The 23,980-nt window shown below is 73.9% G+C and carries 18 protein-coding genes; 8 read left to right on the top strand and 10 right to left on the bottom strand.

The features are described from left to right. Nucleotides 1-17: 17 nt before the first annotated feature. Nucleotides 18-662 carry a bifunctional 4-hydroxy-2-oxoglutarate aldolase/2-dehydro-3-deoxy-phosphogluconate aldolase gene (locus OG982_RS29150; protein ID WP_266949769.1) on the bottom strand — a complete coding sequence of 215 codons (645 nt, stop codon included), beginning with the start codon at nt 660-662 and terminating at the stop codon, nt 18-20. A gap of 90 nt (nt 663-752) precedes the next feature. Between OG982_RS29150 and OG982_RS29145 the strand changes: the two genes are divergently transcribed. Further along, nucleotides 753-1,535: an IclR family transcriptional regulator gene (locus OG982_RS29145; protein ID WP_266949768.1), complete on the top strand. Its 783-nt coding sequence runs from the start codon at nt 753-755 to the stop codon at nt 1,533-1,535. Here OG982_RS29145 and OG982_RS29140 read toward each other — a convergent pair. Next, complete coding sequence (locus tag OG982_RS29140) at nt 1,507-3,627, bottom strand: tetratricopeptide repeat protein (RefSeq protein WP_266949767.1); 2,121 nt, start codon at nt 3,625-3,627, stop codon at nt 1,507-1,509. The two genes, OG982_RS29145 and OG982_RS29140, sit on opposite strands and share 29 nt — an antisense overlap. Before the next feature lie 332 nt (nt 3,628-3,959). Here OG982_RS29140 and OG982_RS29135 point away from each other — a divergent pair, with 332 nt between their 5' ends. Both OG982_RS29135 and OG982_RS29130 read left to right on the top strand, forming a co-directional pair. Continuing rightward, nucleotides 3,960-5,651, top strand: a complete 1,692-nt coding sequence (locus tag OG982_RS29135) for a sigma-70 family RNA polymerase sigma factor (protein ID WP_266781703.1) — start codon at nt 3,960-3,962, stop codon at nt 5,649-5,651. Nucleotides 5,652-5,787: 136 nt separating this feature from the next. Then, complete coding sequence (locus OG982_RS29130; RefSeq protein ID WP_266949765.1) at nt 5,788-8,253, top strand: DEAD/DEAH box helicase; 2,466 nt, start codon at nt 5,788-5,790, stop codon at nt 8,251-8,253. Between the two features lie 100 nt (nt 8,254-8,353). Here OG982_RS29130 and OG982_RS29125 read toward each other — a convergent pair whose 3' ends face one another. Next, nucleotides 8,354-9,745, bottom strand: coding sequence for a glutamate decarboxylase (locus tag OG982_RS29125; RefSeq protein ID WP_266949764.1), 1,392 nt, complete (start codon nt 9,743-9,745; stop codon nt 8,354-8,356). A 255-nt stretch (nt 9,746-10,000) separates the two neighbouring features. Between OG982_RS29125 and OG982_RS29120 the strand changes: the two genes are divergently transcribed. After that, the gene (locus OG982_RS29120; RefSeq protein WP_266781709.1) at nt 10,001-10,405 is read left to right on the top strand and encodes a tyrosinase family oxidase copper chaperone; all 405 of its coding nucleotides are present in this window, start codon (nt 10,001-10,003) and stop codon (nt 10,403-10,405) included. Beyond that, nucleotides 10,402-11,247, top strand: coding sequence for a tyrosinase family protein (locus OG982_RS29115; RefSeq protein ID WP_266781711.1), 846 nt, complete (start codon nt 10,402-10,404; stop codon nt 11,245-11,247). The genes OG982_RS29120 and OG982_RS29115 overlap by 4 nt, the downstream gene beginning before the upstream one ends. Here the strand turns inward: OG982_RS29115 and OG982_RS29110 are convergent. Both OG982_RS29110 and OG982_RS29105 read right to left on the bottom strand, forming a co-directional pair. Further along, nucleotides 11,205-11,906: a response regulator gene (locus tag OG982_RS29110; protein WP_266781713.1), complete on the bottom strand. Its 702-nt coding sequence runs from the start codon at nt 11,904-11,906 to the stop codon at nt 11,205-11,207. The genes OG982_RS29115 and OG982_RS29110 overlap by 43 nt on opposite strands. Continuing rightward, nucleotides 11,903-13,552, bottom strand: coding sequence for a sensor histidine kinase (locus OG982_RS29105; RefSeq protein WP_266781715.1), 1,650 nt, complete (start codon nt 13,550-13,552; stop codon nt 11,903-11,905). Before OG982_RS29105 ends, OG982_RS29110 begins: the two co-directional genes overlap by 4 nt. A gap of 105 nt (nt 13,553-13,657) precedes the next feature. Here OG982_RS29105 and OG982_RS29100 point away from each other — a divergent pair, with 105 nt between their 5' ends. Both OG982_RS29100 and OG982_RS29095 read left to right on the top strand, forming a co-directional pair. After that, a complete protein-coding gene (locus tag OG982_RS29100) occupies nt 13,658-15,028 on the top strand; it encodes a cation:dicarboxylase symporter family transporter (protein WP_266781717.1) in 1,371 nt (456 codons plus the stop codon). A 294-nt stretch (nt 15,029-15,322) separates the two neighbouring features. After that, on the top strand, nt 15,323-17,095 hold the full coding sequence (locus tag OG982_RS29095) for a S8 family serine peptidase (protein ID WP_266949762.1): 1,773 nt from the start codon (nt 15,323-15,325) through the stop codon (nt 17,093-17,095). A 7-nt stretch (nt 17,096-17,102) separates the two neighbouring features. Here OG982_RS29095 and OG982_RS29090 read toward each other — a convergent pair whose 3' ends face one another. Together OG982_RS29090 and OG982_RS29085 are read right to left on the bottom strand one after the other, a co-directional pair. Next, on the bottom strand, nt 17,103-18,530 hold the full coding sequence (locus OG982_RS29090; RefSeq protein ID WP_266949761.1) for a S9 family peptidase: 1,428 nt from the start codon (nt 18,528-18,530) through the stop codon (nt 17,103-17,105). Between the two features lie 74 nt (nt 18,531-18,604). Further along, on the bottom strand, nt 18,605-19,285 hold the full coding sequence (locus OG982_RS29085; RefSeq protein ID WP_266781723.1) for a (2Fe-2S)-binding protein: 681 nt from the start codon (nt 19,283-19,285) through the stop codon (nt 18,605-18,607). 532 nt (nt 19,286-19,817) lie between these two features. Between OG982_RS29085 and OG982_RS29080 the strand changes: the two genes are divergently transcribed. Further along, nucleotides 19,818-20,504 (top strand): GNAT family N-acetyltransferase, encoded by a 687-nt coding sequence (locus OG982_RS29080; protein ID WP_209522160.1) that lies wholly within the window; start codon nt 19,818-19,820, stop codon nt 20,502-20,504. 38 nt (nt 20,505-20,542) lie between these two features. Here OG982_RS29080 and OG982_RS29075 read toward each other — a convergent pair whose 3' ends face one another. The 3 genes from OG982_RS29075 to OG982_RS29065 are packed head-to-tail and all read right to left on the bottom strand — an operon-like array spanning nt 20,543 to nt 23,757. Beyond that, a complete protein-coding gene (locus OG982_RS29075; protein ID WP_266949759.1) occupies nt 20,543-21,571 on the bottom strand; it encodes a hypothetical protein in 1,029 nt (342 codons plus the stop codon). A gap of 33 nt (nt 21,572-21,604) precedes the next feature. Further along, entirely contained in the window at nt 21,605-22,873 is a 1,269-nt protein-coding gene (locus OG982_RS29070; protein WP_266949758.1) for an MFS transporter, read from the bottom strand. A gap of 2 nt (nt 22,874-22,875) precedes the next feature. Continuing rightward, nucleotides 22,876-23,757, bottom strand: a complete 882-nt coding sequence (locus OG982_RS29065) for an alkaline phosphatase family protein (RefSeq protein ID WP_266949756.1) — start codon at nt 23,755-23,757, stop codon at nt 22,876-22,878. Between the last annotated feature and the right edge of the window lie 223 nt (nt 23,758-23,980).

The following is a 23,980-nucleotide window of genomic DNA, read 5'->3' as shown; positions in this document are numbered from 1 at the left end:
CGCGGGTGGCGGCGGTGTCATCGGGGCTCCGTGTCGGCCGTGCATGTCGGGCAGCACGGTAGGGCCAGGTCCGCGAAGACGGCGGTGAGGTCGGACGGGGCGGTCGGGAGGCCGCTGCCGATGCCGACGGCGGCCGCCCCGGCGGCGAGCCAGGCGGGGACTTCGGCGGGTGTGATGCCCCCGGTCGGGATGAGCAGCGCGGTGGGCAGGACGGCCTTGAGGGAGCGGAGGAACGCCGGGCCGCCGACGTGGGCGGGGAAGACCTTCGCGGCGCCCGCGCCCCGCGCGGCGGCGGCGATCTCGCCGGGGGTGAATCCGCCCTCGATGAAGACGGCCCCGCGCTCGGCGGCGTACGCCCGGACCTCGGGAGCCGGGTACGGGGAGATCAGGAACGCCGCGCCCGCGTCCAGCGCGGCCCGCGCCTGCGCGGCGGTGGTGACGGTGCCGACGCCGATCAGGGCCGGGCGGCCCGCGGCGTCGGCGAGCGGCGCCGTGCGAACGACGGCCTCGGCCCAGCCGGGGGTGGAGGTGGTCAGTTCGACCGCGCGGCACCCCGCGGCCAGCAGGGCGGTGGTCCGGCGTACGGAGTCGTCCGCGTCGGGGTCGCGCAGCACCGGCAGCAGACGCTGGGCGGCTATCACCTCGTAGGGATGACAGGACAAGTCGGCCCTCCTTCAGGTGTTCCACGTAGTGGAACGCTGTATCGTGTCCCGGAACCTCTGGTGTAGACCATACCCATCTGCGGAGATCACATGTCAACGGACGCAGACAGCCCCGCCGCCCGCGCCGGCCGGACCTCGGCGGCCGGCTCCGCGCTGGAGAAGTCCCTGCGGATCCTGGAGGCCGTCGCGGCCCCCGGCGGCCCGCACCGGCTCACCGACGTGACGGCGGCGGCCGCGGTGGCGAAGTCCAGCACGTTCCGCATCCTCGCCTCCCTCATCGAGCAGGGCTTCGTCCGGCCGGAACCGGACAGCCGGTACGGCGTCGGCCCCCGGCTCCGCGGGCTGTCCGCCCTGGTCTCCGCCGGGGAGCCGGCGGACGTGGAGCGGATCCTCGACGAGCTCCGGCAGGCCACCGGGCAGACGGTGCACCTGGCGCTGCACACCGGGGAGACCATCACGTACATCCGGAAGCTGGAGAGCGACCAGCCCTTCCGGACGGCCTCCCGCGTCGGCATGCGCATGCCGCTGCACACGACGGCGATCGGCAAGGGCATCCTGGCCCACCTGCCCGCCGAGGAGGTACGGGAGCTGATCTCCGCCACCGGTCTGCCGGGCCGCACACCGCACTCGCTGACCACCCCGGAAGCGCTGCGGGCCGAGCTGGAGGCCGTCCGCGCCCGGGGGTTCGCCGTGGACGACGAGGAGAACGAGCCCACCATCCGCTGCGTCGGCGCGCCGGTCCTCGGCCCGACGGGCCGGCCGGTCGGCGGCGTGTCCGTCACCACCGTCACCTTCCTGGTCTCCCGCGAGCAGATCGAGGCCTACGCACCGGCCCTGCGGGCGGCTACGCAGGCTCTGGCTCCGCTCCTGTGACCCCGGAGGCGGCGCCGAGTTCGCGGGCGATCCGTAGGTGCCGGTGCCCGGGCTCCAGGACCCTTCCGGCCTCGTCGAGCACCCGGGCCAGCAGCGCGCCGGCCTCCTCCCGCCGCCCCTCGGCGATCAGCGCCCGGGCCCACTCCAGCCGGGCGTACACGGCGTGCGGGTGCTCCGCGCCGAGCACCCGCGTGCGGTCGGCCGCGATGGCGGCCCAGGCGGCCGCGGCCTCGGCGTGTCGGCCGGCCCTGGCTGCGAGGGCCGCCAGGCTGCTCCGGATCGCGAGGGTGTGCGGGTCGTCGGGGCCGAGCAGGCCCTCGGCGTCCGCCAGCAGCGCGGCCAGCTCCCGCTCGGCCCCGGCCGGTTCGGTGGCGCGGAACCAGATCAGGCTGCGCCGGGTGGCCAGCGTCTGCGGGTGCCCGGGGCCCTGGACGCGCAGCCGGTCGGCGAGCAGCCGCTCCAGTTGGCCGGCGGCGGCGCGCGGGTCGCCCGCCTCGCCGGTGAAGTACGCCAGCTGGTGGCGGGTGGCCAAGGTGTCGGGGTGGTCGGGGCCGAGCACCGCCTCGGTGTCGGAGGCCAGCTCGGCGAAGCGGGCCGCGGCGGCGCGGACGTCCCCGGCCTCCCCGGTGAAGAAGGCCAGCTGGTGCCGGGCGGCGAGGGTGTCGCGGTGGCGCGGGCCGAGCCGGTCCTGGCGGCGCCGGACGATGCCGGCGAGGTCGGCGGCGGCCCGGCGCGGCTGTCCCGCGTCCCCGACGGCGATGGCCAGGGGCAGTTCGGCGCCGGGGATGCCGCCCCGGCGGGCCCGGGTGAGGGCCTCGACTGCCCGGGGCAGCCGCCCCTCCTGGTGGGCGACCAGGCCCATGTCGTAGGCGTCGACGGGCTCCACCCGGGCGAGCAGCCCCCGCCACAGGTGGTCGGGAACCGGTTCCGGCCCCGGTGCGTTCAGCAGGTAGTCGAAGGCCGTGTACCCCTGGGTGTAGTTGCCGATCAGCAGCCCGCTCGTCGCGTAGGCGGAGGCGCAGGCCCAGTCCATCGCCGCCGCGAAGGGCTCGGGCTGGAGGTCGCCGCCGCCGCGCGCCGCCAGGTAGGGGGCGTGCAGCGCGCGCAGCCACTCGCGGCTGACGGGCCGCCGCAGCCCGGCCCGGCGGCAGTCCACCGCCGCGGCGACGACGGCCGCGCCGCGCGGATTGGCGCCCGGGGCCCAGGCGTTCTCCCAGGAGCCGCGCAGCTCCGGCCCGGCGGCCAGGACCTCCGCGATCCCGAAGCGCTCCCCGGCGCGCAGCGCGGCCCCGATCCGGGGGTCGTCCCGGTGGGCGGCGGCCCTGCGGCGCTCCTGCGGGGACCAGTGCCGGGCCAGCCGCAGCACCACGGCCCGCTGGAGCAGATCGCGCTGGGCCCGCCAGGCGTCCCGGTCGGAGCCGGTGAGCCGGCTCTCCTCGCGGGCGTCGTAGCGGCGGTACTCCTGGACGCGCATGGTCGCGACCACCAGGGTCCGGGGCAGCCCGGCCAGTTGGGCGGCGGTGAGGCCACCGGCCCCGAGGTAGTCCTCCAGGTCGTCCAGCCACAGCACGGCGCGACGTCGGCGCGCGGCGATCCGTACCGCCTCGGGCAGCGCGGCGCGCGACAGCGGGCGGACGAAGGCGTGCCGGGGGTGGCGGGAGCGGACCACCTCGTAGGCGAGCCGGGTCTTGCCCGCCGTGGACTCCCCCACGACCAGGACGAAGCCGCCCCGGGCGAGCGCCTCGCGCAGCCGGGGTTCGGCGTCCCGCTCGATGTAGGCGGGGGCCGCGCCCGGGGCTTCGGCGGGATGGGCTCCGGCCAGTTCGGGCCGGTCCACCTGGCGCAGCCGCGGGATCCGGCCGGCGGGGGTCCGCAGCAGCTCGGCGGCGGCCGCGCCGGAGGCCTCCCCCGGTGTCAGCCGCTCGGCGACGAGTCCGGACAGCGTGGTCACGGCCGCGCCGATGCCGGTGGCCCAGGCACCGGAGGTCCACAGGGAGGCCAGCGCCAGTGCGCCCGCTCCCAGCCCGACCGCCGCGAGATAGCCGAGCCAGCCTCTCGCCCGGCCCGTTCCCCTCCAGAGCAACGCCGACATGCCGCCCCCAACACGTCCCGTGGTCACCCCCATTGTCACCCTGCGCGGGCGTACGGGTACCCCAAGGTGGCGATGGACAACGGGAGTTCACCCGTGACCGGACCGGAGCACCCGGCCGGGGCCCGGTCGGCGCCCGGCCCGGCGGGAGCCCCGTACCCGGGCGCGGCTGCGACATCCGGGAATGCGATGCTTGCGGCGCCAGCGGCACGGCTCTTCCGGAGAATCTCCGGAGGCGGAAGATCCGTCTTCCGGATAAGTGTTATCGAGGCCCCTCTCGACGGTCTCCCAGGTATTGGGCATCATCGACCGCCGGTACGGACAGGGAACATCACATGAGTACACAGCACACGGCAGCACTGGTCGCAGCGGCCCGCGCGGGCGATCCCCGCGCGCAGGACGAGCTGGTCGGCGCGTTCCTGCCGCTGGTCTACAACATCGTCGGGCGGGCCCTGAACGGGTCGCACGACGTTGACGACGTGGTGCAGGACACGATGCTGCGCGCGCTCGACGGGTTGGGTGGCCTGCGCGCGGACGACAGCTTCCGCTCCTGGCTGGTGGCGATCACGATGAACCGCGTCCGGGCGTACTGGCAGGCCCGCCAGAGCGGCCCCGGCGAGAGCGCTCTGGACGAGGCGGGCGACCTCGCCGACCCGGGAGCCGACTTCGTCGACCTGACCGTCGTACGGCTCAACCTGGCCGGTCAGCGGCGTGAGACGGCCCGCGCCACGCGCTGGCTGGAGCCGGACGACCGGGCGCTGCTGTCGCTGTGGTGGCTGGAGTGCGCCGGGGAGGTCACGCGCGCGGAGATGTCCGCTGCGCTGGAGCTGTCGCCGCAGCACACCGCGGTCCGCGTGCAGCGGATGAAGGCCCAGCTGGAGTCGGCCCGGGTCGTCGAGCGGGCGCTGGACTCGCAGCCGCCGTGCGAGGGGCTGGGCGCGGTGACGGCGAGCTGGGACGGGCGGCCCTCGGCGCTGTGGCGCAAGCGAATAGCCCGGCACGCCCGGGAATGCGTGCGTTGTTCGGGTCTGTTCAGCGGGCTGGTTCCGGCGGAGGGCCTGCTGGCCGGACTGGCCCTGGTGCCGGTCGGTGCGGCGCTGCTCGCGGGCGTACGGTCGGCCTCGGCGACCGGCATGGTCCCCGTCGGCAACGCGATGCACGACGCGGCCACGGAGCTGACCCCGGTCGTGTCGGGTCCGGGCCGGGCGGCGCGGCGGCGCGCGGGCGAGTCCGCTTCCTCGTCCCCCGCCGAGGCGGGCGGCGGCGGTCGCGGCGCCCTGCGCAAGCGGCGCCAGAGCCGCCGCCGGGTGATCGGCGGGGCGGTGCTCGCCGCGTGCGTGACGGGCGGCGGGCTGGTCTACCTCGGCACGCTGCCGGGCTCCGGGCACAACGAAGCCGAGGGCGGGGCGAGCGCCTCGCCGCTGGCGGCGCTGTCGGCGCCCGACGCGGTGCTCCCCTCGGGGTCGGCCTCGCCCTCGACGTCCGCGTCGGCCTCGGCTTCCGCGTCCCCCTCCGCGTCGACCTCCGCCTCCGCTTCCGCGTCCGCCTCGCCGAGCCCGTCCACGGCGAGCCCGACTCCCTCGCAGAGCCGCACCAAGTCGACGCCGCCGAAGCCCTCGGCGCCGGCTCCGGCGCCCGCCCCGGCGGGGGTGGCGGGCCAGGTGATCGCCCTCGTCAACAAGGAGCGGGCGGCCGCCGGCTGCGGACCGCTCAAGGAGGACCCGAAGCTCCGCGCGGCCGCCCAGGGACACTCGGACGACATGGCCGCGCGGGACTTCTTCGACCACACCAACCCCGACGGGGCCGACCCGGGCAAGCGGACCACGGCCGCCGGGTACAAGTGGTCGACGTACGGGGAGAACATCGCGCGGGGCCAGCAGACCGCCGATTCGGTGATGAACTCGTGGATGAACAGCCCGGGCCACCGTGCCAACATCCTCAACTGCTCGTTCAAGGACATAGGCGTGGGCATCCACCAGGGCGCGGGCGGGCCGTGGTGGACCCAGAACTTCGGCGCCAAGATGTAGCGGTTCCCGGGTCGCCCGGTCGCCCGCCCCGCCGGACACCCCGCCCGCGCCTCCCCCGCCTGCCTCATCGTTGGGGCAGGATGGAGACTGGAGCCGAAAAGGCTGCTCAGAGCGCGGGCGGACGGAGAATGGCGTCATGGCGAGGAAAGAGCTCCGCCCGCACCAGCGCGAGGCCGTCGACGCCGTGGTGCGGGCCCTGGAGCTGCCCGCCGGCGGCCGGGTGCCCGGGGCGGGCCTGCGGACCCAGGTGATCATGGCCACGGGCTCCGGGAAGTCGCTGGTCGCCGTCCGCTCGGCCGAGGAACTCCGGGCCGCCCGGGTGCTGGTCCTGGTGCCCACGCTGGACCTGCTCGTCCAGACGGCGGCGGCGTGGCGGGAGGGCGGCCGCTCCGGGCGCGCCTTCGCCGTGTGCTCGCTGCGCGACGACGACGCCGGGATGCCCACCACCACCGATCCGGCCGTACTGGCCCGCTGGGGCGGCCGGGTGGCGGACCGGGTGACGGTGTTCGCCACGTACGCCTCGCTCGGCATGGGCACAATCGAGCGGGCCCACCTCGCCGGACTGCCGGGCTGGGACCTGATCGTGGTCGACGAGGCGCACCGGACCTCCGGCCGGATCGGCAAACCCTGGGCGGTGGTGCACGACAACGCCCGGATCCCCTCCGTCCGGCGGCTGTACATGACGGCCACGCCCCGCGTGTGGCAGGACGGCGAGCCGCCCGAGGAGGGCGCGCGGGACGGCGACCGGGGACGGGGCGGGCTCGTCGCCTCGATGGAGGACGACGCGGACGGCCCGTTCGGGGCGCGCTGCCACACCCTGACCCTGTCGGAGGCCATCGACCGGGGGATCTGCGCCCCGTACCGGGTGGTCTGCGTGGACATCACCGATCCGGGTTTCCAGGCGGCGGTGCTGCTGGGCCCGGACGGCCGCTCGGACGCCGTGCGCGGGAGCAGGCTCGCGGCGCTCCAGACGGCTCTGGTGAAGGCGGCCGCGGACCAGGGCTTCCGGCGGACGCTCGTCTTCCACCACCTGACCAAGGAGGCCGAGGCCTTCGCCACCGGGCTCCCGGCGGTGGCTCGCCGGCTCCGGGCCGCGGGCGAACCCCGGAAGCGGGCCGGGCGCGAACCGCGGGAGCGGGCCGGGCGCACCCCGCGGGACCCGGCGGAGCCCTCGTACCCCCGTACCGTCTGGGCCGACTGGCTGTGCGGGCTGCACGCGCCCGCGCACCGCCGGCGGGTGCTGGAGGCGTTCGCCGCCGGCGGGGCCGCCGACAAGGCCTTCCTCGCCAGCGTCCGGGTGCTGGGCGAGGGCGTCGACATCGCGCAGTGCGACTCCGTGTACTGGGCGGACGTCCGCGGTTCCATGCCGGACCTCGTGCAGGCCGTCGGCCGGGCGCTGCGGATCCGGCCCGGGGAGGGCAAGGTCGCCTCGCTGGTGGTGCCGGTGCTGCTCGGGCCGGGCGAGACGCCGGAGTCGATGCTGACCTCACGGGCGTACGGGAGCCTTGCGCGGCTGCTGGAGGCGCTGCGGGCGCACGACACCCGGCTCGTCGAGGCCCTCGCCCAGCCGCAGGCGCCGGGCCGCCCGGCGGGCCGGTCGGGTACGGGGGCCGGCGCGGAGTCCCTGCTGAGCTTCGCCACCCCACGCGATCCGGCGCTGCTGGCGGCGTTTATCCGGCTGCGCGTGCTGAACCCGGAGCACGAGCACTGGCGGCGCGGGGTCGAGGCGGCCCGGATCCACGCCGCGACCGTGGGGGACCTGAAGGTGCCGTTCGCCTTCAAGGTGCCCCCGGGCGGGGCCGAGTGGCCGCCGGGGCTGGCCGGGTTCCCGCTCGGCCAGTGGATCGCGGACGCGCGGCGCACGTACCGCCGGGGCGCCCTGGGGCGGGAGCGGGCGGCGCAACTGGACGAACTCGGCATGGTGTGGAGCCACTTCGACGTGGCGTTCGAGGAGGGGCTCCAGGCGGCCCGCGCCTGGGCGGCGCAGCACGGGCACCTGCTGCCGCCGGCGGACGCCACCTGGAACGGGGCGCCGGTCGGCATCTGGGTGAAGAACCAGCGGGCCGCGGCCCGTCGCGAGGGGCCGGGCGCGCTGGCGCAGGAGCGGCGGGAGGCCCTGGAGGAGATCGACGCGTCCTGGTGCCCGGCCTGGCCGGTCTCCTGGCAGCGGGCCTTCCACCTGACCCGGCTGCACCTCGACGCGGGCGGCCGGCTCCCGCTCGGCCCCGGCGAGGTGCTGGCGCAGGGCGAGGACCTGGGGCTGTGGGTGCGCGGCCAGCGGCTGTCGTGGGACCGGATGTCCTGGGCGCAGCGCTGGCTGCTGGAACACACCCTCGGGATGACCCCGGCGACCGGGGCCGAGCGGCCCGCGCCGCGCGTCGGGCACGCCGCCGCGTGGGCGGCGCACCTGGCGGCCGCCCGGCAGTTCCAGGAGCGCGAGCGGCACCTGAGGGTGCCCCGTACGCACGTGGAGCGGGTCGGCGGGCGGGAGTTCCGGCTGGGCTCGTGGATCTCCAACCAGCGCTCCCGCGCCGCGTCCCTCGCCCCGGAGCGGGTCGAGGCGCTGACGGCCCTGGGCATGCGCTGGTCGGCGTCCACGTGAGCTGCGGCGCCGGCCCCACGCCGTGAGCGGCGCCGGGCCCACACCGTGAACACCGTGAGCGGCGCCGGGCCCCACCGTGGGCGGCTCGGCCGCCCGACCGTCAGTGGTGGAAGGCGGACCGGGGTTCGGTGGCCGGCGCCGCCGGCGGCGCGGAGGTGAGGTGCTCGACGGCCGCGCGGAGGTCGGCGACCAGCAGGGCGATCTGGTCCCGCGTCACCCCGTGCCGGATCAGGACGCGCTGGATGACCGTGTCGTCGCGGTCGGCGGGCAGCGCGTACGAGGGCACCTGCCAGCCGCGCATCCGCAGCCGGTCGGAGAGGTCGTAGAGGGTGAAGGGCGTCGCCGCCGAATCGGTGAGGGTGTACGACACGGCGGGCAGCCCGCCCTGGCCGTCGTAGAGGAGGGTGAAGGGGCCCATGGCGGCGATCTCGCCGGCCAGGTACTGGGCGGTCTCGGCGCAGGCCTGCTGGACGCGCCGGTAGCCGCCGCGGCCGAGGCGCAGGAAGAGGTAGTACTGGGCGATGACCTCGCCGCCCGGGCGGGAGAAGTTGAGGGCGAAGGTCGGCATGTCGCCGCCGAGGTAGTCCACGTTGAAGACGAGGTCGGCCGGGAGCAGGTCGGCGGTGCGCCAGACGATCCAGCCGACGCCGAGCGGGGCGAGGCCGTACTTGTGGCCCGAGGTATTGACGGAGGCCACGCGCGGGAGCCGGAAGTCCCAGACCACGTCGGGGTGCAGGAAGGGGGCGACGAACCCGCCGCTGGCGCCGTCCACGTGGATCGGTACGTCCCAGCCGTGTTCGGCCTGGATCCGGTCGAGTTCGGCGGCGATCTCGGCGACGGGCTCGTAGTCGCAGCTGTAGGTGACGCCGAGGATGGCGACGACGCCGATGGTGTTCTCGTCGACGTACGCGGCGAGCTGGTGGGGGCGCAGGCCGGTGGCGCCCGGCTCCAGGGGGATCTGGCGCAGCTCGACGTCGAAGTAGCGGGCGAACTTGTCCCAGCAGATCTGCACCGGCCCGCAGATGATGTTGGGGCGGTCGACAGGGAGGCCCGCGGCGCGGCGGCGTTCGCGCCAGCGCCATTTGAGGGCGAGTCCGCCGAGCATGGCGGCCTCGCTGGAGCCGGTGGTGGAGCAGCCGGTGGCGGCGCCGCCGGAGGGCGCGTTCCACAGGTCGGCCAGGATGTTGACGCAGCGGGACTCGATCTCGGCGGTCTGCGGGTACTCGTCCTTGTCGATCATGTTCTTGTCGAGGCACTCGGCCATCAGGCGGCGCACGCCGTCGTCGGACCAGGTGGTGCAGAAGGTGGCCAGGTTCTGGGCCGCGTTGCCGTCGAGGAGGAGCTCGTTGTGCAGGAGCTCGTAGACGACCTCGGAGGGCGAGTGGTCCTCCGGCATCCGGTACTTGGGGAGGATCTGGCCACTCAGCGCCGACGCGAACACGTCCGCGTCGGCGTCCAGGGCACGTACGTCCTTCGTCTCATGCAGAGCCATATCCGGACTATAAGTGAATCAACGGGATAATTCAGGCTTCTGTATCCGGACGACTCCAGAGTGTGACCCCTCACATAGCCGCCCCGAACGGTCGAAGAATTTGTCGTTCAATAGGACTGCGACCGAAAATTTTCCCGTCCATGACGCCGATCATGGGGTGGACGGAAATATTCCCCTATTCGTTCTACGGGCAACTTATCTCAGGATGTCCGGATATCGAACAACCGGTCGTGTGGCCCTGGTACTTCTTCGGCCATGAACAAGATCACCCGCCGGCAGGCCCTGGGCACGACCGCCGGCACGCTCAGTGCCCTCGGTCTCCTCGGCGCCGCCGCCCACAGCGCGATCGCCGCCTCCCCGGCCCCCGCCCCCGCGGCCCCGGCCGGCACCGTCGACGAGGTCTACCAGGGCCGCCGCATCCAGATCTCCGTCGCCACCGGCGGCGGCCACCACGGCGGCCACCACGGCGGCGCCGGTCTGCCCACCGTCCGAATAGACGGCCGCGAACTGCACGTGATGCGCAACGCCGACGGCACCTGGATCAGCGTGGTCAACCACTACGAGACCTTCGCCGACCCCACCTCGCTGGCCCGCGCCGCGGTCCGCGAGCTCCAGGGCGCCCAGCTCGCTCCGTTCGCACCGATGGGAGGCGCGGCATGACCGTGCGCAAGAACCAGGCCACGCTGACCACCGAGGAGAAGCGCGCCTTCACCAACGCGCTCCTCGAACTCAAGCGCAACGGCAGCTACGACCGCTTCGTCACCACCCACAACGGGTTCATCATGAGCGACACCGACTCGGGCGACCGCGTCGGCCACAGATCGCCGTCCTTCCTGCCCTGGCACCGCCGCTTCCTCCTGGAGTTCGAGGCGGAGCTGCAGAAGGTCGACGCCAAGGTCACGCTCCCCTACTGGGACTGGACCGTGGACCGCACCGCCCGCGCCTCCCTGTGGGCCGCCGACTTCCTCGGCGGCACCGGCCGGGCCCGCGACGGCCAGGTCACCGACGGCCCGTTCGCGTACGCGACGGGCAAGTGGGACATCAACGTCCGCGTGGACGGCCGCAACTACCTGCGGCGCGCGCTCGGCACGGGCGTGGCCCAGCTGCCCACCAAGGCCGAGGTGGACGCCGTCCTCGCCATGCCGGTCTACGACATGGCCCCGTGGAACAGTTCCTCGAACGGCTTCCGCAACAACCTGGAGGGCTGGCGCGGCGCCAACCTGCACAACCGGGTGCACGTGTGGGTCGGCGGCCAGATGGCGACCGGGGTCTCCCCCAACGACCCGGTGTTCTGGATGCACCACGCCTACGTCGACAAGCTGTGGGCCGACTGGCAGGCCCGCAACCCGCGCTCCACGTACCTGCCGGCGGCGGGCACCGCGAACGTGGTGGACCTGAACGACACCATGCGGCCGTGGAACGACGTGACCCCGGCGGACATGCTGGACCACCGCAAGTTCTACACCTTCGACACCGAACCGGCGGCGGCCAGCCAGCGGTAGTGCAGTTCGGGCCGGCCCACCTGACCGTACCGGGGGGTGCGGTCGGCGCGGCCGGTGTCCACCAGGTGCTCCAGGTAGCGCCGGGCGGTGATCCGGGAGATCCCGGCCGCCTCGGCCGCCCCGGCGGCGGTCAGTCCCTCGGGCGCGGCCCGCAGCAGCGCGGCGACCCTGTCCAGGGTCGGCGCGCTGAGGCCTTTGGGGAGCTCGGCGGGGCCGGGCGCGCGCAGCGCCGCGAGGGCCCGGTCCACGTCGTCCTGGCCTGCCGCCTCGCCCGCCGTCGCGCGGAACTCGGCATACCGCAGGAGCCGTTCGCGCAGGGTCGGGAAGGCGAACGGCTTCAGCACGTACTGCACGACGCCGAGCGAGACGCTCTCGCGGACCACCGCCAGGTCCCGCGCCGAGGTCACCACGATCACGTCGACGGGGTGCCCGGCGGCCCGCAGCCCCCGGGCGAAGCGCAGCCCGTGCCCGTCGGGCAGGGTCAGGTCGAGCAGCAGCAGGTCGACCCGGGTCCGCTCCAGCACCCGGGTGGCCTCGGCCAGCGAGTGCACCGCGCCGACGGCGGTGAACCCCGGCACCCGGCCGACGTAGAGCGCGTGCGCGTCGGCGGCGACGGGGTCGTCCTCGACGACCAGGACCCGCACCTCGGGCGCGCTCATGCCCCCGCCTCCCCGCGCATCGGCAGTCGTACGGTGAACTCCGCGCCGCCCTCCGCGCGCGGGGCGGCCTCCGCGCCGCCGCCGTGCCGGTGGGCCACCTGGCGCACCAGGGCGAGGCCGAGGCCGCGCCCCTCACCCTTGCCCGACCAGCCGCGCCGGAACACGTCCTCGCCCTCGGGCAGCCCCGGCCCGTTGTCGGCGACGCGGATCAGCAGCCCTTCCTCCTCGGCCCGTACGGTCACCGAGATCCGGCCGCCGGGCACGCCGGTGAGCGCGTCGACGGCGTTGTCCACCAGGTTGCCGAGCACCGTGACGAGGTCGCGGGCCGGCAAGGCCCCGGTGCGGCCGTCGACCGCGCTGCTGTCCGGTGTGACGACCAGCTCGACCCCCCGCTCGTGCGCTTGGGCGGCCTTCCCCAGCAGCAGCGCCACCAGCACCGGTTCCCCGACGGCGGTGACCACCTCGTCGGTGAGGGCCTGGGCCAGCTCCAGTTCGGCGGTGGCGAACTCCACCGCCTCCTGCGCGCGGCCCAGTTCGATGAGGGAGACCACGGTGTGGAGCCGGTTGGCCGCCTCGTGGGCCTGGGAGCGCAGGGCCTGCGTGAACCCCCGCTCGTGGTCCAGCTCCCCGGTGAGCGACTGGAGTTCGGTGTGGTCGCGCAGGGTCACGACGGTGCCGCGGCGGCCGCCGCCCGCGACGGGCGAGCTGTTGACGACGAGCACCCGGTCGGCGCTCAGGTGCACCTCGTCCACCCGGGGCCGGTCGGCGAGCAGGGCGCCCGTCAGGGGCGCGGGCAGCCCGAGCTCCGCGACGCCCGAGCCCTTGAACTCCCCCTCCAGCCCGAGGAGTTCGCGGCCCGCGTCGTTGATGAGGGTGATCCGGCGCTGGCCGTCGAGCATGAGCAGTCCCTCGCGCACGCCGTGCAGGGCCGCCTGGTGGTAGTCGTACATCCGGCTCAGCTCGGCGGCGTTCATGCCGTGGGTGTGCCGCCTCAGCCGGGCGTTGACCACGTACGTGCCCGCTCCGCCGAGGGCGAGGGCGCCGCCCGCGACCCAGGCGAGGACGGAGAGCTGCTCGGCCAGCCGGGCGCTGATCACGCGGACCGTGATCCCGGCGCTGACCATGCCGATCACCCGGCCGTCGTCGGTCACCGGGGTGACCACGCGGATCGAGGGGCCGAGGGTGCCGGTGTAGGTCTCGCTGAAGGTCTCGCCGCGCAGGGCGGGCCCGGTGTTGCCCAGGAAGCGCTCGCCGATGCGGCGCGGGTCGGGGTGGGTCCAGCGCCGCCCGTCCGGGGCCATGATCGTCACGAAGTCCACGCCGGAGTCGGCACGCACCCGCTCCGCGTAGGGCTGGAGCGCCGCCGAGGTGTCGGCCGAAGCGACGGCGGCCGACGCACCGGGCGAGGCACCCGCCGCGGGACCGGCGGCGCGCGCCGCCCCCCGTACCGCCGCGAGGACGTTCGGGGAGTCGGCGACGGAGCGCGCCACCGCCCCGGCCTGGCGCCGGGCGGCGTCCTCGGCCTGGCCGCGGGCGGTCGCGAACGCGAAGACGGCGCAGCCGGCGACGACCACGGCGACGACCAGCACCTGCATGGCGAACAGCTGGCCGGCGAGACTGCGCGGCGGCCGAGGCAAACGGAACATGGAGTTCAGTGTGTACCCGGCCATGAACTCAATGAACGCAAGGGTGACCGGGGTCACAGCGGCGGGCCATGGTCTCCCGGAACGTATTCACCACCAGGAGGCATCGTGGCCGCCAGACGCGACAAGACCCATTATCTCTACATCGCGGTGATCGGCGCGGTACTGCTCGGCATCGCCGTCGGCTTCGCCGCGCCCGGCGTGGCCGTCGAACTCAAGCCGCTGGGCACCGGCTTCGTGAACCTCATCAAGATGATGATCTCGCCCGTGATCTTCTGCACGATCGTGCTGGGCATCGGGTCGGTGCGCAAGGCGGCCAAGGTCGGGGCCGTGGGCGGGCTCGCCCTCGGCTACTTCATGGTCATGTCGACGGTCGCCCTGGCGATCGGGCTGGTGGTCGGGAACCTGCTGGAGCCGGGCAGCGGGCTGCACCTCACCGAGGCCGCGCGGAGCGCGGGCGAGGCGCAGGCCAAGGCGGGCGGGGCGCAGAGCACGCCGGAGTTCCTGCTGGCGATCATCCCGACGACGCTGGTCTCCGCGTTCACCGGGGGCCAGGTGCTCCAGACGCTGCTGGTGGCGCTGCTGTGCGGGTTCGCGCTCCAGGCCATGGGCACGGCGGGCGAGCCGCTGCTGCGCGGGATCGGCCATGTACAGAAGCTGGTGTTCCGGGTCCTCGCGATGATCATGTGGGCGGCCCCGGTGGGCGCGTTCGGCGCGATCGCGGCGGTGGTCGGGGCGACGGGCATCGACGCCCTGAAGTCGCTGGCCGTCATCATGATCGGCTTCTACACGACCTGTCTGCTGTTCGTGTTCGTGGTGCTGGGCACGCTGCTGCGGGTGTGTACGGGGGTCAGCGTGTTCGCGCTGCTGCGCTACCTGGGCCGCGAGTTCCTGCTGATCCTCTCCACCTCCTCGTCGGAGTCGGCGCTGCCGCGGCTGATCGCCAAGATGGAGCACCTCGGGGTCTCCAAGCCGGTGGTCGGCATCACGGTGCCGACGGGCTACTCGTTCAACCTGGACGGGACCGCGATCTACCTGACGATGTCCTCGCTGTTCATCGCGGAGGCGATGGGCAAGCCGCTGGCCATCGGCGAGCAGATCTCGCTGCTGCTGTTCATGATCGTGGCCTCGAAGGGCGCGGCCGGGGTCACCGGCGCGGGTCTGGCCACCCTGGCCGGCGGGCTCCAGTCGCACCGCCCGGAACTCGTCGACGGGGTCGGCCTGATCGTGGGCATCGACCGGTTCATGAGCGAGGCCCGGGCGCTGACGAACTTCGCCGGGAACGCGGTCGCGACGGTGCTGATCGGGACGTGGACGAAGGAGTTCGACCGGGCGCGGGCCGCCGAAGTCCTCGCGGGCCGCGTCCCGTTCGACGAGACCACGCTGCTGGACGACGGCCACGGCACGGCGGCCGAGGAGGAGACCGCAGCTCCCGTGCCCGTCCAGCCGGCCACCCCCAAGGACGGCGTACCGGCCTAGGTCGCGGCCGGAGCGCCCGCACGGGCCGGTCGGGCAGGGCTCGCCCCCACGGTGCCCAGCCCGGCCGGCCCCACTCGTCCGGCCCCGGTCCACCCCGCCCACCCATAGGCGATTTTCAGCCAACGGCCGACGAAGAGTCCTGCGGTAAAAGGTACTTCCCTAGCCGGGCACACGTCTGACATCTTGCGTCCACCACTCGTTTCGTACGGCCCGGTAGCTGCCACCAGCGACGCCGGGCCGTCTTCGGAGGACGCATTGATACCCCACATATCCAGCCGACCTCGACGTACCCTCGTGCTGGCCGCCACGCTCGGCGCCGCACTCGCCTTCGGGGCCCCCGCCGCGCTCGCCGGCACCGCCCCCGTCTCCCCGTCCGGGGCCCCCGCCTCGGTCGCCAAGGCCCCGGCCACCGCCAAGGCCGCCGCGCCGACTTCCCAGAGTGCGACCTGGGTTGCCGGCACGCGCGCCTACCTCGTGATCACCGCCCCCGGTGACAGCACGGCCGTCCGCTCGGCCATCACCGCCAACGGCGGTACGGTCTTCTCGGCCTACGACGCCATCGGCGTGATCGTCGCCCACTCGACCTCCTCCACCTTCGCCACCACGATGCGCGGGGTCTCCGGGGTCCAGAAGGTCGGCGCCACCCGTACCTCGGACGTCCCCGCCGACGCCTACAACCCGGCCCTGCCCGCCAACCCGGCGCAGTCCGCCACCGGTTCCGGCGAGCCGGTCCGCGCCGACATGAGCCAGATCAAGGCCGACCAGGCCTGGGCCGTCACCACCGGCTCCGCCTCCGTCAAGGTCGGCGTCCTGGACACCGGCGTGGACGACCAGCACCAGGACCTCGCGCCGAACTTCAACGCGGCCGACTCCGTCTCCTGCGCCTACGGCAAGGCGGACACCCGCACCGGCGCCTGGCGGGACGTGGACACCCACGGCACCCACGTCGCGGGCACCATCGCCGCGGCCAAGAACGGCAAGGGCGTCGTCGGCGTGGCCCCGGGCGTGAAGATCTCCGCGGTCCGCGTCGCCGAGCCGGGCAACTCGTTCTTCTTCGCCGAGAACACCATCTGCGGCTTCGTGTGGGCCGGTGACCACGGCTTCAAGGTCACCAACAACAGCTACTACACGGACCCGTGGCAGTTCAACTGCCCCGACAACATCGACCAGGCCGCCATCATCGAGGGCGTCAAGCGCGCCCAGGAGTACGCGGAGAGCAAGGGCTCGCTCCAGATCGCCGCGGCGGGCAACGAGAACTACGACCTCGCCCACAAGACGACCGACACCGCGAGCCCGAACGACTCGACCCCGGTCACCCGCACCATCACCAACGCCTGCCTCGACATCCCGACCGAGCTCCCTGGCGTCGTCACCGTCGCGGCGAACGGCACCGGCACCACGAAGGCCTCGTTCTCCAACTTCGGCTCGGGCGTCATCGACGTGGCGGCCCCGGGCAGCGACGTCTACTCCACCCTGCCGGGCGGCAAGTACGGCACCAAGAGCGGTACGTCGATGGCCACTCCGCACGTCGCGGGCGTCGCGGCGCTGCTCGCCAGCGCCAACCCGGGCATCACCCCGGCGCAGATGCGCGACAAGCTGGCCACCCAGGCCAACGACATCGCCTGCCCGTCGGACAACCGCTGCACCGGCACCGCGGCCAACAACTCCTTCTTCGGCGAGGGCCAGGTCGACGCCCTCAAGGCGGTCGGCGCCACCCCGCCGCCCGGGAAGTTCTTCGAGAACACCGGTGACTTCGCCATCGGCGACAACACCACCGTGGAGAGCCCGATCACCGTCAGCGGTGTCACCGGCAACGCCCCGGCCACCCTCAAGGTCGGCGTGAACATCGTCCACACCTACATCGGCGACCTCAAGGTCGACCTGGTGGCCCCCGACGGCACGGTCTACACCGTCCACAACCGGGCCGGCGGGAGCACCGACAACATCAACACCGTCTACACCGTCAACGCCTCCTCCGAGGCCGCGAACGGCACCTGGAAGCTCCGCGTGAACGACAACGCGGGCGGCGACACCGGCAAGATCGACGCCTGGAACCTCACGTTCTAGCGGGTGACTAGCGCCGCAGGACGTCGGTGAGCCAGTCGAACACGACGTCGCAGTGCTGCTGCGGGGCCATCGGGGAGCAGTGCAACTGCGCCCCGGTGGCCTGCGTCAGTTTCACGTACTCGCGGCGCGTGCGCAGCAGGTCGTACATCTGCCGCGGCTGGCCCGGGTAGAACTGCTCGAAGTCGTAGTCGAGGACGAGCGTCGGGGCCTTGATCCTCGGCACCACCTTGGTGACGTCGAGGCCGATCGCCACCTGCGCCGGGGTCCACAGGTCCTTGAACACCCGGCCGGCGCGGGCCTCGCGCAGCGCCTCCACCGAGAAGATCTCGAACCTCTTCTTGACGGTGTAGGCGAGGCTCGGCGTCAGCTCCGGGACGACCTCCTCGTTCCAGACCCGGTTGGTCTCCGCCTTGTCGGCGGTGACGATGTCGCGCAGCTCCTTGTCGAAGCCGAGCCAGGGGCTGACACAGCCCGGCTCGCAGACCACGGCCGCGAGCCGGTGCTCGAAGGCGGCGGCGCGGGCGACGAGGTTGCCGCCCATGCTGAGGCCGGTGAGCGCGATCCGGTCGCTGTCCACGTCCTGGCGCCGGGCCAGCCAGTCGACGATCGGGGTGACCACGTGCTCCCAGCGGGTGGTGAAGATCCGTTCCTCGACGAACAGCAGCCGGCCCTGGCCGGGTCCGTCGTAGACGAGCGCGTTCCAGCCCCGGTCGAGGGCGGCGGACACCCCGTACGTCCACATGTCGACGTTCTGGCCGTCGCTGCCGTTGGTGAGGATCACGGTGGGGCGCGGCTCGGCCGGGCCGTCGGGGGTGAAGAACCAGACCGGCAGGTGGGTGTTCTCGTACGGGATCTTCGCCTGGACGGCGGCCGGGGAGCCCAGCCGGCCGAAGGTGTCCCAGGCCCGGCGCCCGGCCAGGTAGAGCGCCTCCTCGTCGCCGGGCTTCGCGCTGCCGAGGACGAAGAACAGGGCCTGGGCGTAGTACTGGGCGGCGCGCAGCGACCGGAACCGGCGCGTCTGCGACGGGGTCTCCTCCCCTTGGCCGCGGGCCGCGGCGGCCGCCGGCGGGGGCACGGAGAGCTTGTCGCCCCAGGAGCGGAAGACCTCGGTGAAGCTCTGCTCGGACAGGCCGGCCGCGTTGATCGCGTTGACGGCGGTCAGCACCTCACCCACCTCGGAGGCCCTCATTCCGGCCGCGCCGAGGGCGAGCAGGCCGGCGAAGTTGAAACCGGGGTCGTCGAACAGCTTCATGGCTCCGGGCGTGGGGTCGGGGTCGGCTGCGGTCGCCGCGGCCGGCCCGGGGGTGGCGGCCGCGGTACAGGCGGTGGCACCGCCCACGGCGAGGGCCCCCGCCGTCGCGGCGAGCCCGGTCAGGGCGGAGCGGCGCGACAGCGCGGTCGGGGGCTGGTTCTGCGGTGTACGGGCGTACGTCATGCTCGGGACCGTAGGAGCCGCCTTGTCCGCCCGCGCCGCGCCACACCCGCCGCTGCTCCGAACGGGCCCCCCGCTCACCTGGTCCGCAGCACGCAGTCCCCGCACAGCCCGCCGCCGGGCACCTTGTAGTAGAGGCAGCAGCTGCGCCGTACGAACGCCACCCCGAGACCCTCCTCGTGGACGAAGGTCCCGGTGCCCCCGAGGGGCCCGCCGTCGGCCAGCAGGTCCGCCGCCAGGGCGACGGCCGGGCCGCCGGGAACCCGGTCGATCAGCACCCGCAGAGCCCCGACCAGCCCGGACGCGGCGTTTCCGCGCAGCACCTGGGGCGACACCCCGAACCGCTCGCGCAGCCCCGCGTCCAGCACCGCGAGGTTGCCCAGCACGTTCTCCCCCAGCCCCGCGGCCGGCAGCGCCCCCGGCCCGGGCTCGGGCAGCCACAGCTCCAGCGAGCCCGCGCCGGGCAGCCGCCACCACACCCGGTCGACGCCCAGGTCCGGCACCCGCCCGGCCAGCGCGGCGCAGCCGAGGCCGAGCGACCACAGCCGCGAGGCGATCCCGAGCTGCGCGGTGGACGCGGCGACCCGGCCGGACCCGCTGCGGATCCGCCGGCCCACCTCGATGACGTAAGGGCCGAGTTGCTCCCCGTACAGCTCCCGGAGCGGCCGGAACCCGGGGCCGGGCGGCTCCTTCCCGTACGGCACGCCGAAGAACGGCCCGACGGAGGCCAGTCGCCGCAGTACGTCGTCCATGTCCATGGACGCGATGATCTCAGGCGCCGCCGGCCCTGCGAGCGGCCCTCCGCGGCCCCCGGCGGACCCGGGTGGCGCAACGCGGGATCCCGGTCGGCCCGCGCACCCTTGGACACTCCTGCGACGGCCGCCTGTTCGACGCCCGGGCGGCCGGGGAACCCGCCGGGGCCGCCCGCCCGCCCGGCGGCTGGGCTCTTGTCCGCCGACGCCGGGTCGCCTCCGTATCGTCGCAGGTCAGGGAGGCTGAACCGGTGACTTTCGCCACTCGGGGCAGCCGCTTGGCGGGTCCACATCGACCGGTTGAAGGGATGTCCCCAGATCAGGATTACGGCCTCTTCCCGGCGGGGACCAAAGTCATCGAAAATCATCGCCATGACGTTGCCATTTTGGGGGTTCATGAGAGCACGTTGAGGGGCTACATTGAGCCACTCGCGTTCACCTGACAGCCCGTTGCCTTTCACCCGTGTTTTGCACGGGGGGCGACGTCAGGAGCGCAGACTGTGCAACCACCCCACCGCCCAGAAGGACCGAAGGCTCCGTGCCCGTACCCGTACTCCTCGCCGGCCGCTCCGTGCGGCTCGAGCCCCTCGCCCCCCACCACACCGAGGCCTTGGCCATGGCCGGGGCCGAGGATCGTACGACTTACGCCTTCACCCCCGTACCCCATGGGGTGCAGGCGTCCCACGAGTACATCGACCGTGCCCTCGCCGATCAGGCGGCGGGTCGATCGCTCCCGTTCGCGGTGGTCAGAGCCACCGACGGGCGGGTCGTCGGTTCGACCCGGTTCCTGGAACTCGACTACTGGCAGGGGCCCCTGGTGTGGCCCGCCGTGCCGGGAGTCCCGTTCGGCGATCCGGCGACGGCGATCCCCGATGCCGCCGAGATCGGCAACACCTGGCTGTCCCCGGCGGCCCAGGGAACCGGCATCAACACCGAGGCGAAGCTGCTCATGCTCCGCCATGCCTTCGAAACCTGGGGCGTCCGGCGCATCTCGCTGCGCGCGGACGCCCGCAACGGACGGTCGCGGGCGGCGATGGAGCGCCTCGGCTTCACCTGCGAGGGGGTCCGCCGGGCCCATTCGCGGGGGCTCGACGGCGCGGTGCGCAGTACGGCCTTCTACTCGATCCTCGACGAGGAGTGGCCGGCGGTCCGGTCGATCATCGAGCTCAGGCTGTCGTCGGCGGCGCAGCGCAAGCGCCGCCGCAAGACGCTGATCCCGGCGTAACGGTCCTGCCGGCGCGCTCGCCCCGCTTCCTCCCCGGCTCAGCCGAGGAAGGCCGGGGCGAGCGCGGAGGCCATCAGGCGGGCCGGCGCGCCGCTCCCGTCGGCCGGTACGGAGTACAGGTCCGCGCCGAAGTCGCCGGGCAGGGAGTAGACGACGGTCTTGTCGTCCGTCCACACCACCTGGTCGTCCACGCTGCGCTCCTCGGCGAGCGGGGTCTCCCGCATCGAGGCGAGGTCCAGCGCGTACAGCCGCCACGGCGCCTCGGCCGGGGCGCCTTCCACCCGCTTCTTGAACACGAGCCGGGTGCCGTCGGGCGACAGCGAGGGGCATTCCAGATTCTCGCGCAGCGTGGTCACGGTGCGCTCGGCCAGGTCGCCGCGGACCAGGTAGGTCTTGCCGCCGGTCGCGAGCGTCGCGTAGAAGCCCCGCTCGTCGGCGGTGAAGGTCACGCCCCAGAAGTTGACGTCGGCGTTGCGGTACGTCTTGCCGTCCTTGCGGATGGTGAAGTCCTCCAGCGAGGCGTCGTACGTGCCGGTGCGCAGGTCGAGCACCGAGGTGCGGGTCGAGAAGTTCGTACCGGCGTACGAGTCGCCCCCGACGAAGACGGTCCAGGCGGTGAGGTGCCCGCCGGGCGAGACCCGGGCGCGGGTGGGGATGCCGGCCAGCGGGTGCGCGGAGACCTCCTTGAGGCGGGCGTCGAGGACGACGGCCCGGTAGCCGTCCTGGACCCCGCCCTTGTCGGCCTGGAGGCAGACCCCGGTCCCCGCGGCGGCGTGGAAGCGCAGGCAGGTCACCCCGGAGGCGGTACGGGGCCCTTCGGGCTCGCCGGCCGGGACGGTGGCGAGTTCGTCGCGGTGCGGTCCCCAGGCCATGTTGCGGAACACGATCCGCCGGCCGCCGTCGCCGGCGTCCAGGGAGACCTGGCCCCGGGTGATCTCCGGCCCGCCGGCCTGGGCCCGGTTCTTCTCGTCGGCGCGCGAGGAGGCCCGTACGACGGCGAGCGCGCCCACCACGGCGAGCAGCGCGGCGGCGCAGACGAGGATCAGGATCCGGCGGTGGAGGGTCATGGGCGGCCTTTCCGGGGGCTGGGGGGGTGGGGGTCAGGCGTCGTCGTCGGCGGGGCGCAGCCGGACGCAGAGGGCGGCCGCCGCGGCGAGCAGCGCGGCGGCGACGGCGAGCGCGGGGCGGGGACCCCACACGGTCCAGACGGCGCCGAAGCCCAGGGACGCGGCGAACCGGGCGAGGGCCTGGCCGGTCTGGACGAGGGCGAGGCCGGCGCCCCGGTGTTCCTCGGGGACGGTCCCGGCCGCGGCGGCCATGAGCACGCCGTCGGTGGCGGCGTAGAACCCGCCGTGCAGCAGCAGCACCGCGTACGGCAGCGCGGGGTGCTGCCCGCCGGCGAGGAGGAGGCCGTAGACGAGGAGCAGCGCGAGGTGGCCGCCGAGGAAGACCCGGCGGCGGCCGATCCGGTCGGCGAGTCGGCCGAGCGGCAGGGCGAGCAGGAAGAACGCGGCGGCGGTGCCCAGCGGCAGCAGCGCGAACCAGCGGTCGGCGATCCCGGTGGCGCGCTGGAGCAGCAGGAAGACGAAGCCGTCGCTGACGGTGCACAGCCCGAGCAGCAGCGCGCAGAGGCTGATCCGGCGCAGGTCGCGGCGGCGCAGCAGCCCGACGGAGGCCCGCGGGGAGACGGGCCCGTCCGCGGGGGCGGGGACCGTCCGGCGGCCGGGGACGAAGAGGACCAGCACCAGCACCCCGAGCGCGGCCACGCAGGCGCTGACGGTGAAGACGGCGTCGTAGCCGTCGGCGGCGCCGCGCAGGATCACGAAGGCGAGGACCGGCCCGATCAGCGCGCCCGCGGTGTCCATGGCCCGGTGCACGCCGAAGGCCCGGCCGCGTTCCGCGGGGGCGGCGGCCAGCGAGATCAGCGCGTCGCGCGGGGCGGTGCGCAGGCCCTTGCCGGTGCGGTCGAGCGCGAGGACGGCGCCGATGGCGGGCAGGGTGTGCGCGAACAGCAGGAGCGGTTTGCACAGGGCGGAGAGGCCGTAGCCGAGGCCGGCGAGGGCCTTGTGGCGGCCGAGGCGGTCGCCGAGGTGCCCGCCGGTCAGCCGGACCAGGGCGCTGACCCCGTTGTAGAGGCCGTCGAGCAGCCCGAAGCCGAGCGGGGAGAGCCCGAGCCCGGCGACGAGGTAGAGCGGGAGCACGGCCGTGACCATCTCGGAGGAGACGTCGGTGATCAGGCTGACCGTGCCGAGGGCGAGCACCGTGGGGGCGAGCGCGGCGCGCCGCCCCGGGCCGGTGCCCGGGACGACGGCCTGCGGCTCGGGGGTCACGGCGGGCGCGGGGGTACCGCGGCTGTCCGCAACGTACATGGTCAGGAAGCCCAGATCCCCGTGATGTCCTTGGCGCCGGCGGCGTTCCCGGCGTGGGTGGTCAGGCCGGCGAGGCCCTCCAGGGTGCGCAGCATGTCGTAGTGGTTGTAGTTGGTGCTCGACGTGCTGCCGGCGGTGACGGGCTGGCCGTAGAGGACGGTCGGGATCTTGTTGCCGGCCAGCCGGTTGTCCTCGTCGAAGGTGACGACGAGGAGGCTGTTGTGGGTCTTGGCCCAGTCCGCGTAGGCCTTGAGGTTGTTCTTGAGCCAGGTGTCGCCGGTGCCGACGGAGCAGTCGTGCATGTCGTTGCAGAGGTTGGGGACGACGAAGGACACCTTGGGCAGGGTGGTGAAGTCCTTCGGGAACTGGGTCATGGTCTTCGCGGTGCTGGTGGGCACGTTGGAGAAGGCGAACCAGGGGTTGTGCTTGCGGGCGTACTTGCCGCTGCTGCAGGTGGTGGAGCCCTGGCTGGGCAGGGTCTCGTTGTAGCTGGCCCAGGTCTTGCCGGCGGCGATCAGCTCGGAGGCCAGGTTGGGCGCGGAGCTGAAGCCGGGGGTGTAGCAGCTGTCGCCGGTCACGCCCTGGTTGGAGCCGGAGAAGAGCTGGAGGTAGTTCGGCTGGCTGGGGTGGGTGATGCCGTACGACTGCGTGAGGTTGGCGCCCCCGCTCTTGAGGGAGTTGATGTAGGGGGCGCTGGAGCTGCCGATGACCTGGTTGTAGGCGTGGTTCTCGAAGACCACGACGACGACGTGGTCGGGCGCGGGCAGGCCGGCGGCGTGCGCGGGCTGGGCGGCACCGATGCCCGCCCACAGGGCCGCGCCGGCGGCGGTGACGCCGAAGGCGGTGGCGAGGGCGGTCTTGCGGCTGAACCGTGATGCGGGCATGCCAAACACGGAAGATACCTCCGAGCAGGGGGTGGGGGCGGCGGCGCGGACGCACCATACCCAGCGGCATGTGCATGGGCCAGGGACAGTCGGAGAACAGAACGGGAACTCCGGCGGCCTTCCGGGTGATCGGCAACGTCCAGTTCTAAGGCAACCCAAGAGAAGGAAAAATACGGAACCAGAACGTATTTACGATCATCCTCCGGGACGAAGCAGCCAACCC

The organism is Streptomyces sp. NBC_01551 (genome assembly GCF_026339935.1).
In the GTDB taxonomy this organism is placed as follows: domain Bacteria; phylum Actinomycetota; class Actinomycetes; order Streptomycetales; family Streptomycetaceae; genus Streptomyces.
Note: the sequence above shows the minus strand (reverse complement) of the source record. Positions and strands in the feature narration are given on the sequence as shown.

Excerpts from the sequence above, each read along its gene's own strand:
- OG982_RS29110 (WP_266781713.1), bottom strand. The coding sequence starts at position 11,906 with ATGAGCGCGCCCGAGGTGCGGGTCCTGGTCGTCGAGGACGACCCCGTC.
- OG982_RS29085 (WP_266781723.1), bottom strand. The coding sequence starts at position 19,285 with ATGGACATGGACGACGTACTGCGGCGACTGGCCTCCGTCGGGCCGTTC.
- OG982_RS29140 (WP_266949767.1), bottom strand. The coding sequence starts at position 3,627 with ATGTCGGCGTTGCTCTGGAGGGGAACGGGCCGGGCGAGAGGCTGGCTC.
- OG982_RS29135 (WP_266781703.1), top strand. The coding sequence starts at position 3,960 with ATGAGTACACAGCACACGGCAGCACTGGTCGCAGCGGCCCGCGCGGGC.
- OG982_RS29120 (WP_266781709.1), top strand. The coding sequence starts at position 10,001 with ATGAACAAGATCACCCGCCGGCAGGCCCTGGGCACGACCGCCGGCACG.
- OG982_RS29130 (WP_266949765.1), top strand. The coding sequence starts at position 5,788 with ATGGCGAGGAAAGAGCTCCGCCCGCACCAGCGCGAGGCCGTCGACGCC.
- OG982_RS29070 (WP_266949758.1), bottom strand. The coding sequence starts at position 22,873 with ATGTACGTTGCGGACAGCCGCGGTACCCCCGCGCCCGCCGTGACCCCC.
- OG982_RS29115 (WP_266781711.1), top strand. The coding sequence starts at position 10,402 with ATGACCGTGCGCAAGAACCAGGCCACGCTGACCACCGAGGAGAAGCGC.
- OG982_RS29125 (WP_266949764.1), bottom strand. The coding sequence starts at position 9,745 with ATGGCTCTGCATGAGACGAAGGACGTACGTGCCCTGGACGCCGACGCG.
- OG982_RS29145 (WP_266949768.1), top strand. The coding sequence starts at position 753 with ATGTCAACGGACGCAGACAGCCCCGCCGCCCGCGCCGGCCGGACCTCG.
- OG982_RS29105 (WP_266781715.1), bottom strand. The coding sequence starts at position 13,552 with ATGTTCCGTTTGCCTCGGCCGCCGCGCAGTCTCGCCGGCCAGCTGTTC.
- OG982_RS29075 (WP_266949759.1), bottom strand. The coding sequence starts at position 21,571 with ATGACCCTCCACCGCCGGATCCTGATCCTCGTCTGCGCCGCCGCGCTG.
- OG982_RS29090 (WP_266949761.1), bottom strand. The coding sequence starts at position 18,530 with ATGACGTACGCCCGTACACCGCAGAACCAGCCCCCGACCGCGCTGTCG.
- OG982_RS29065 (WP_266949756.1), bottom strand. The coding sequence starts at position 23,757 with ATGCCCGCATCACGGTTCAGCCGCAAGACCGCCCTCGCCACCGCCTTC.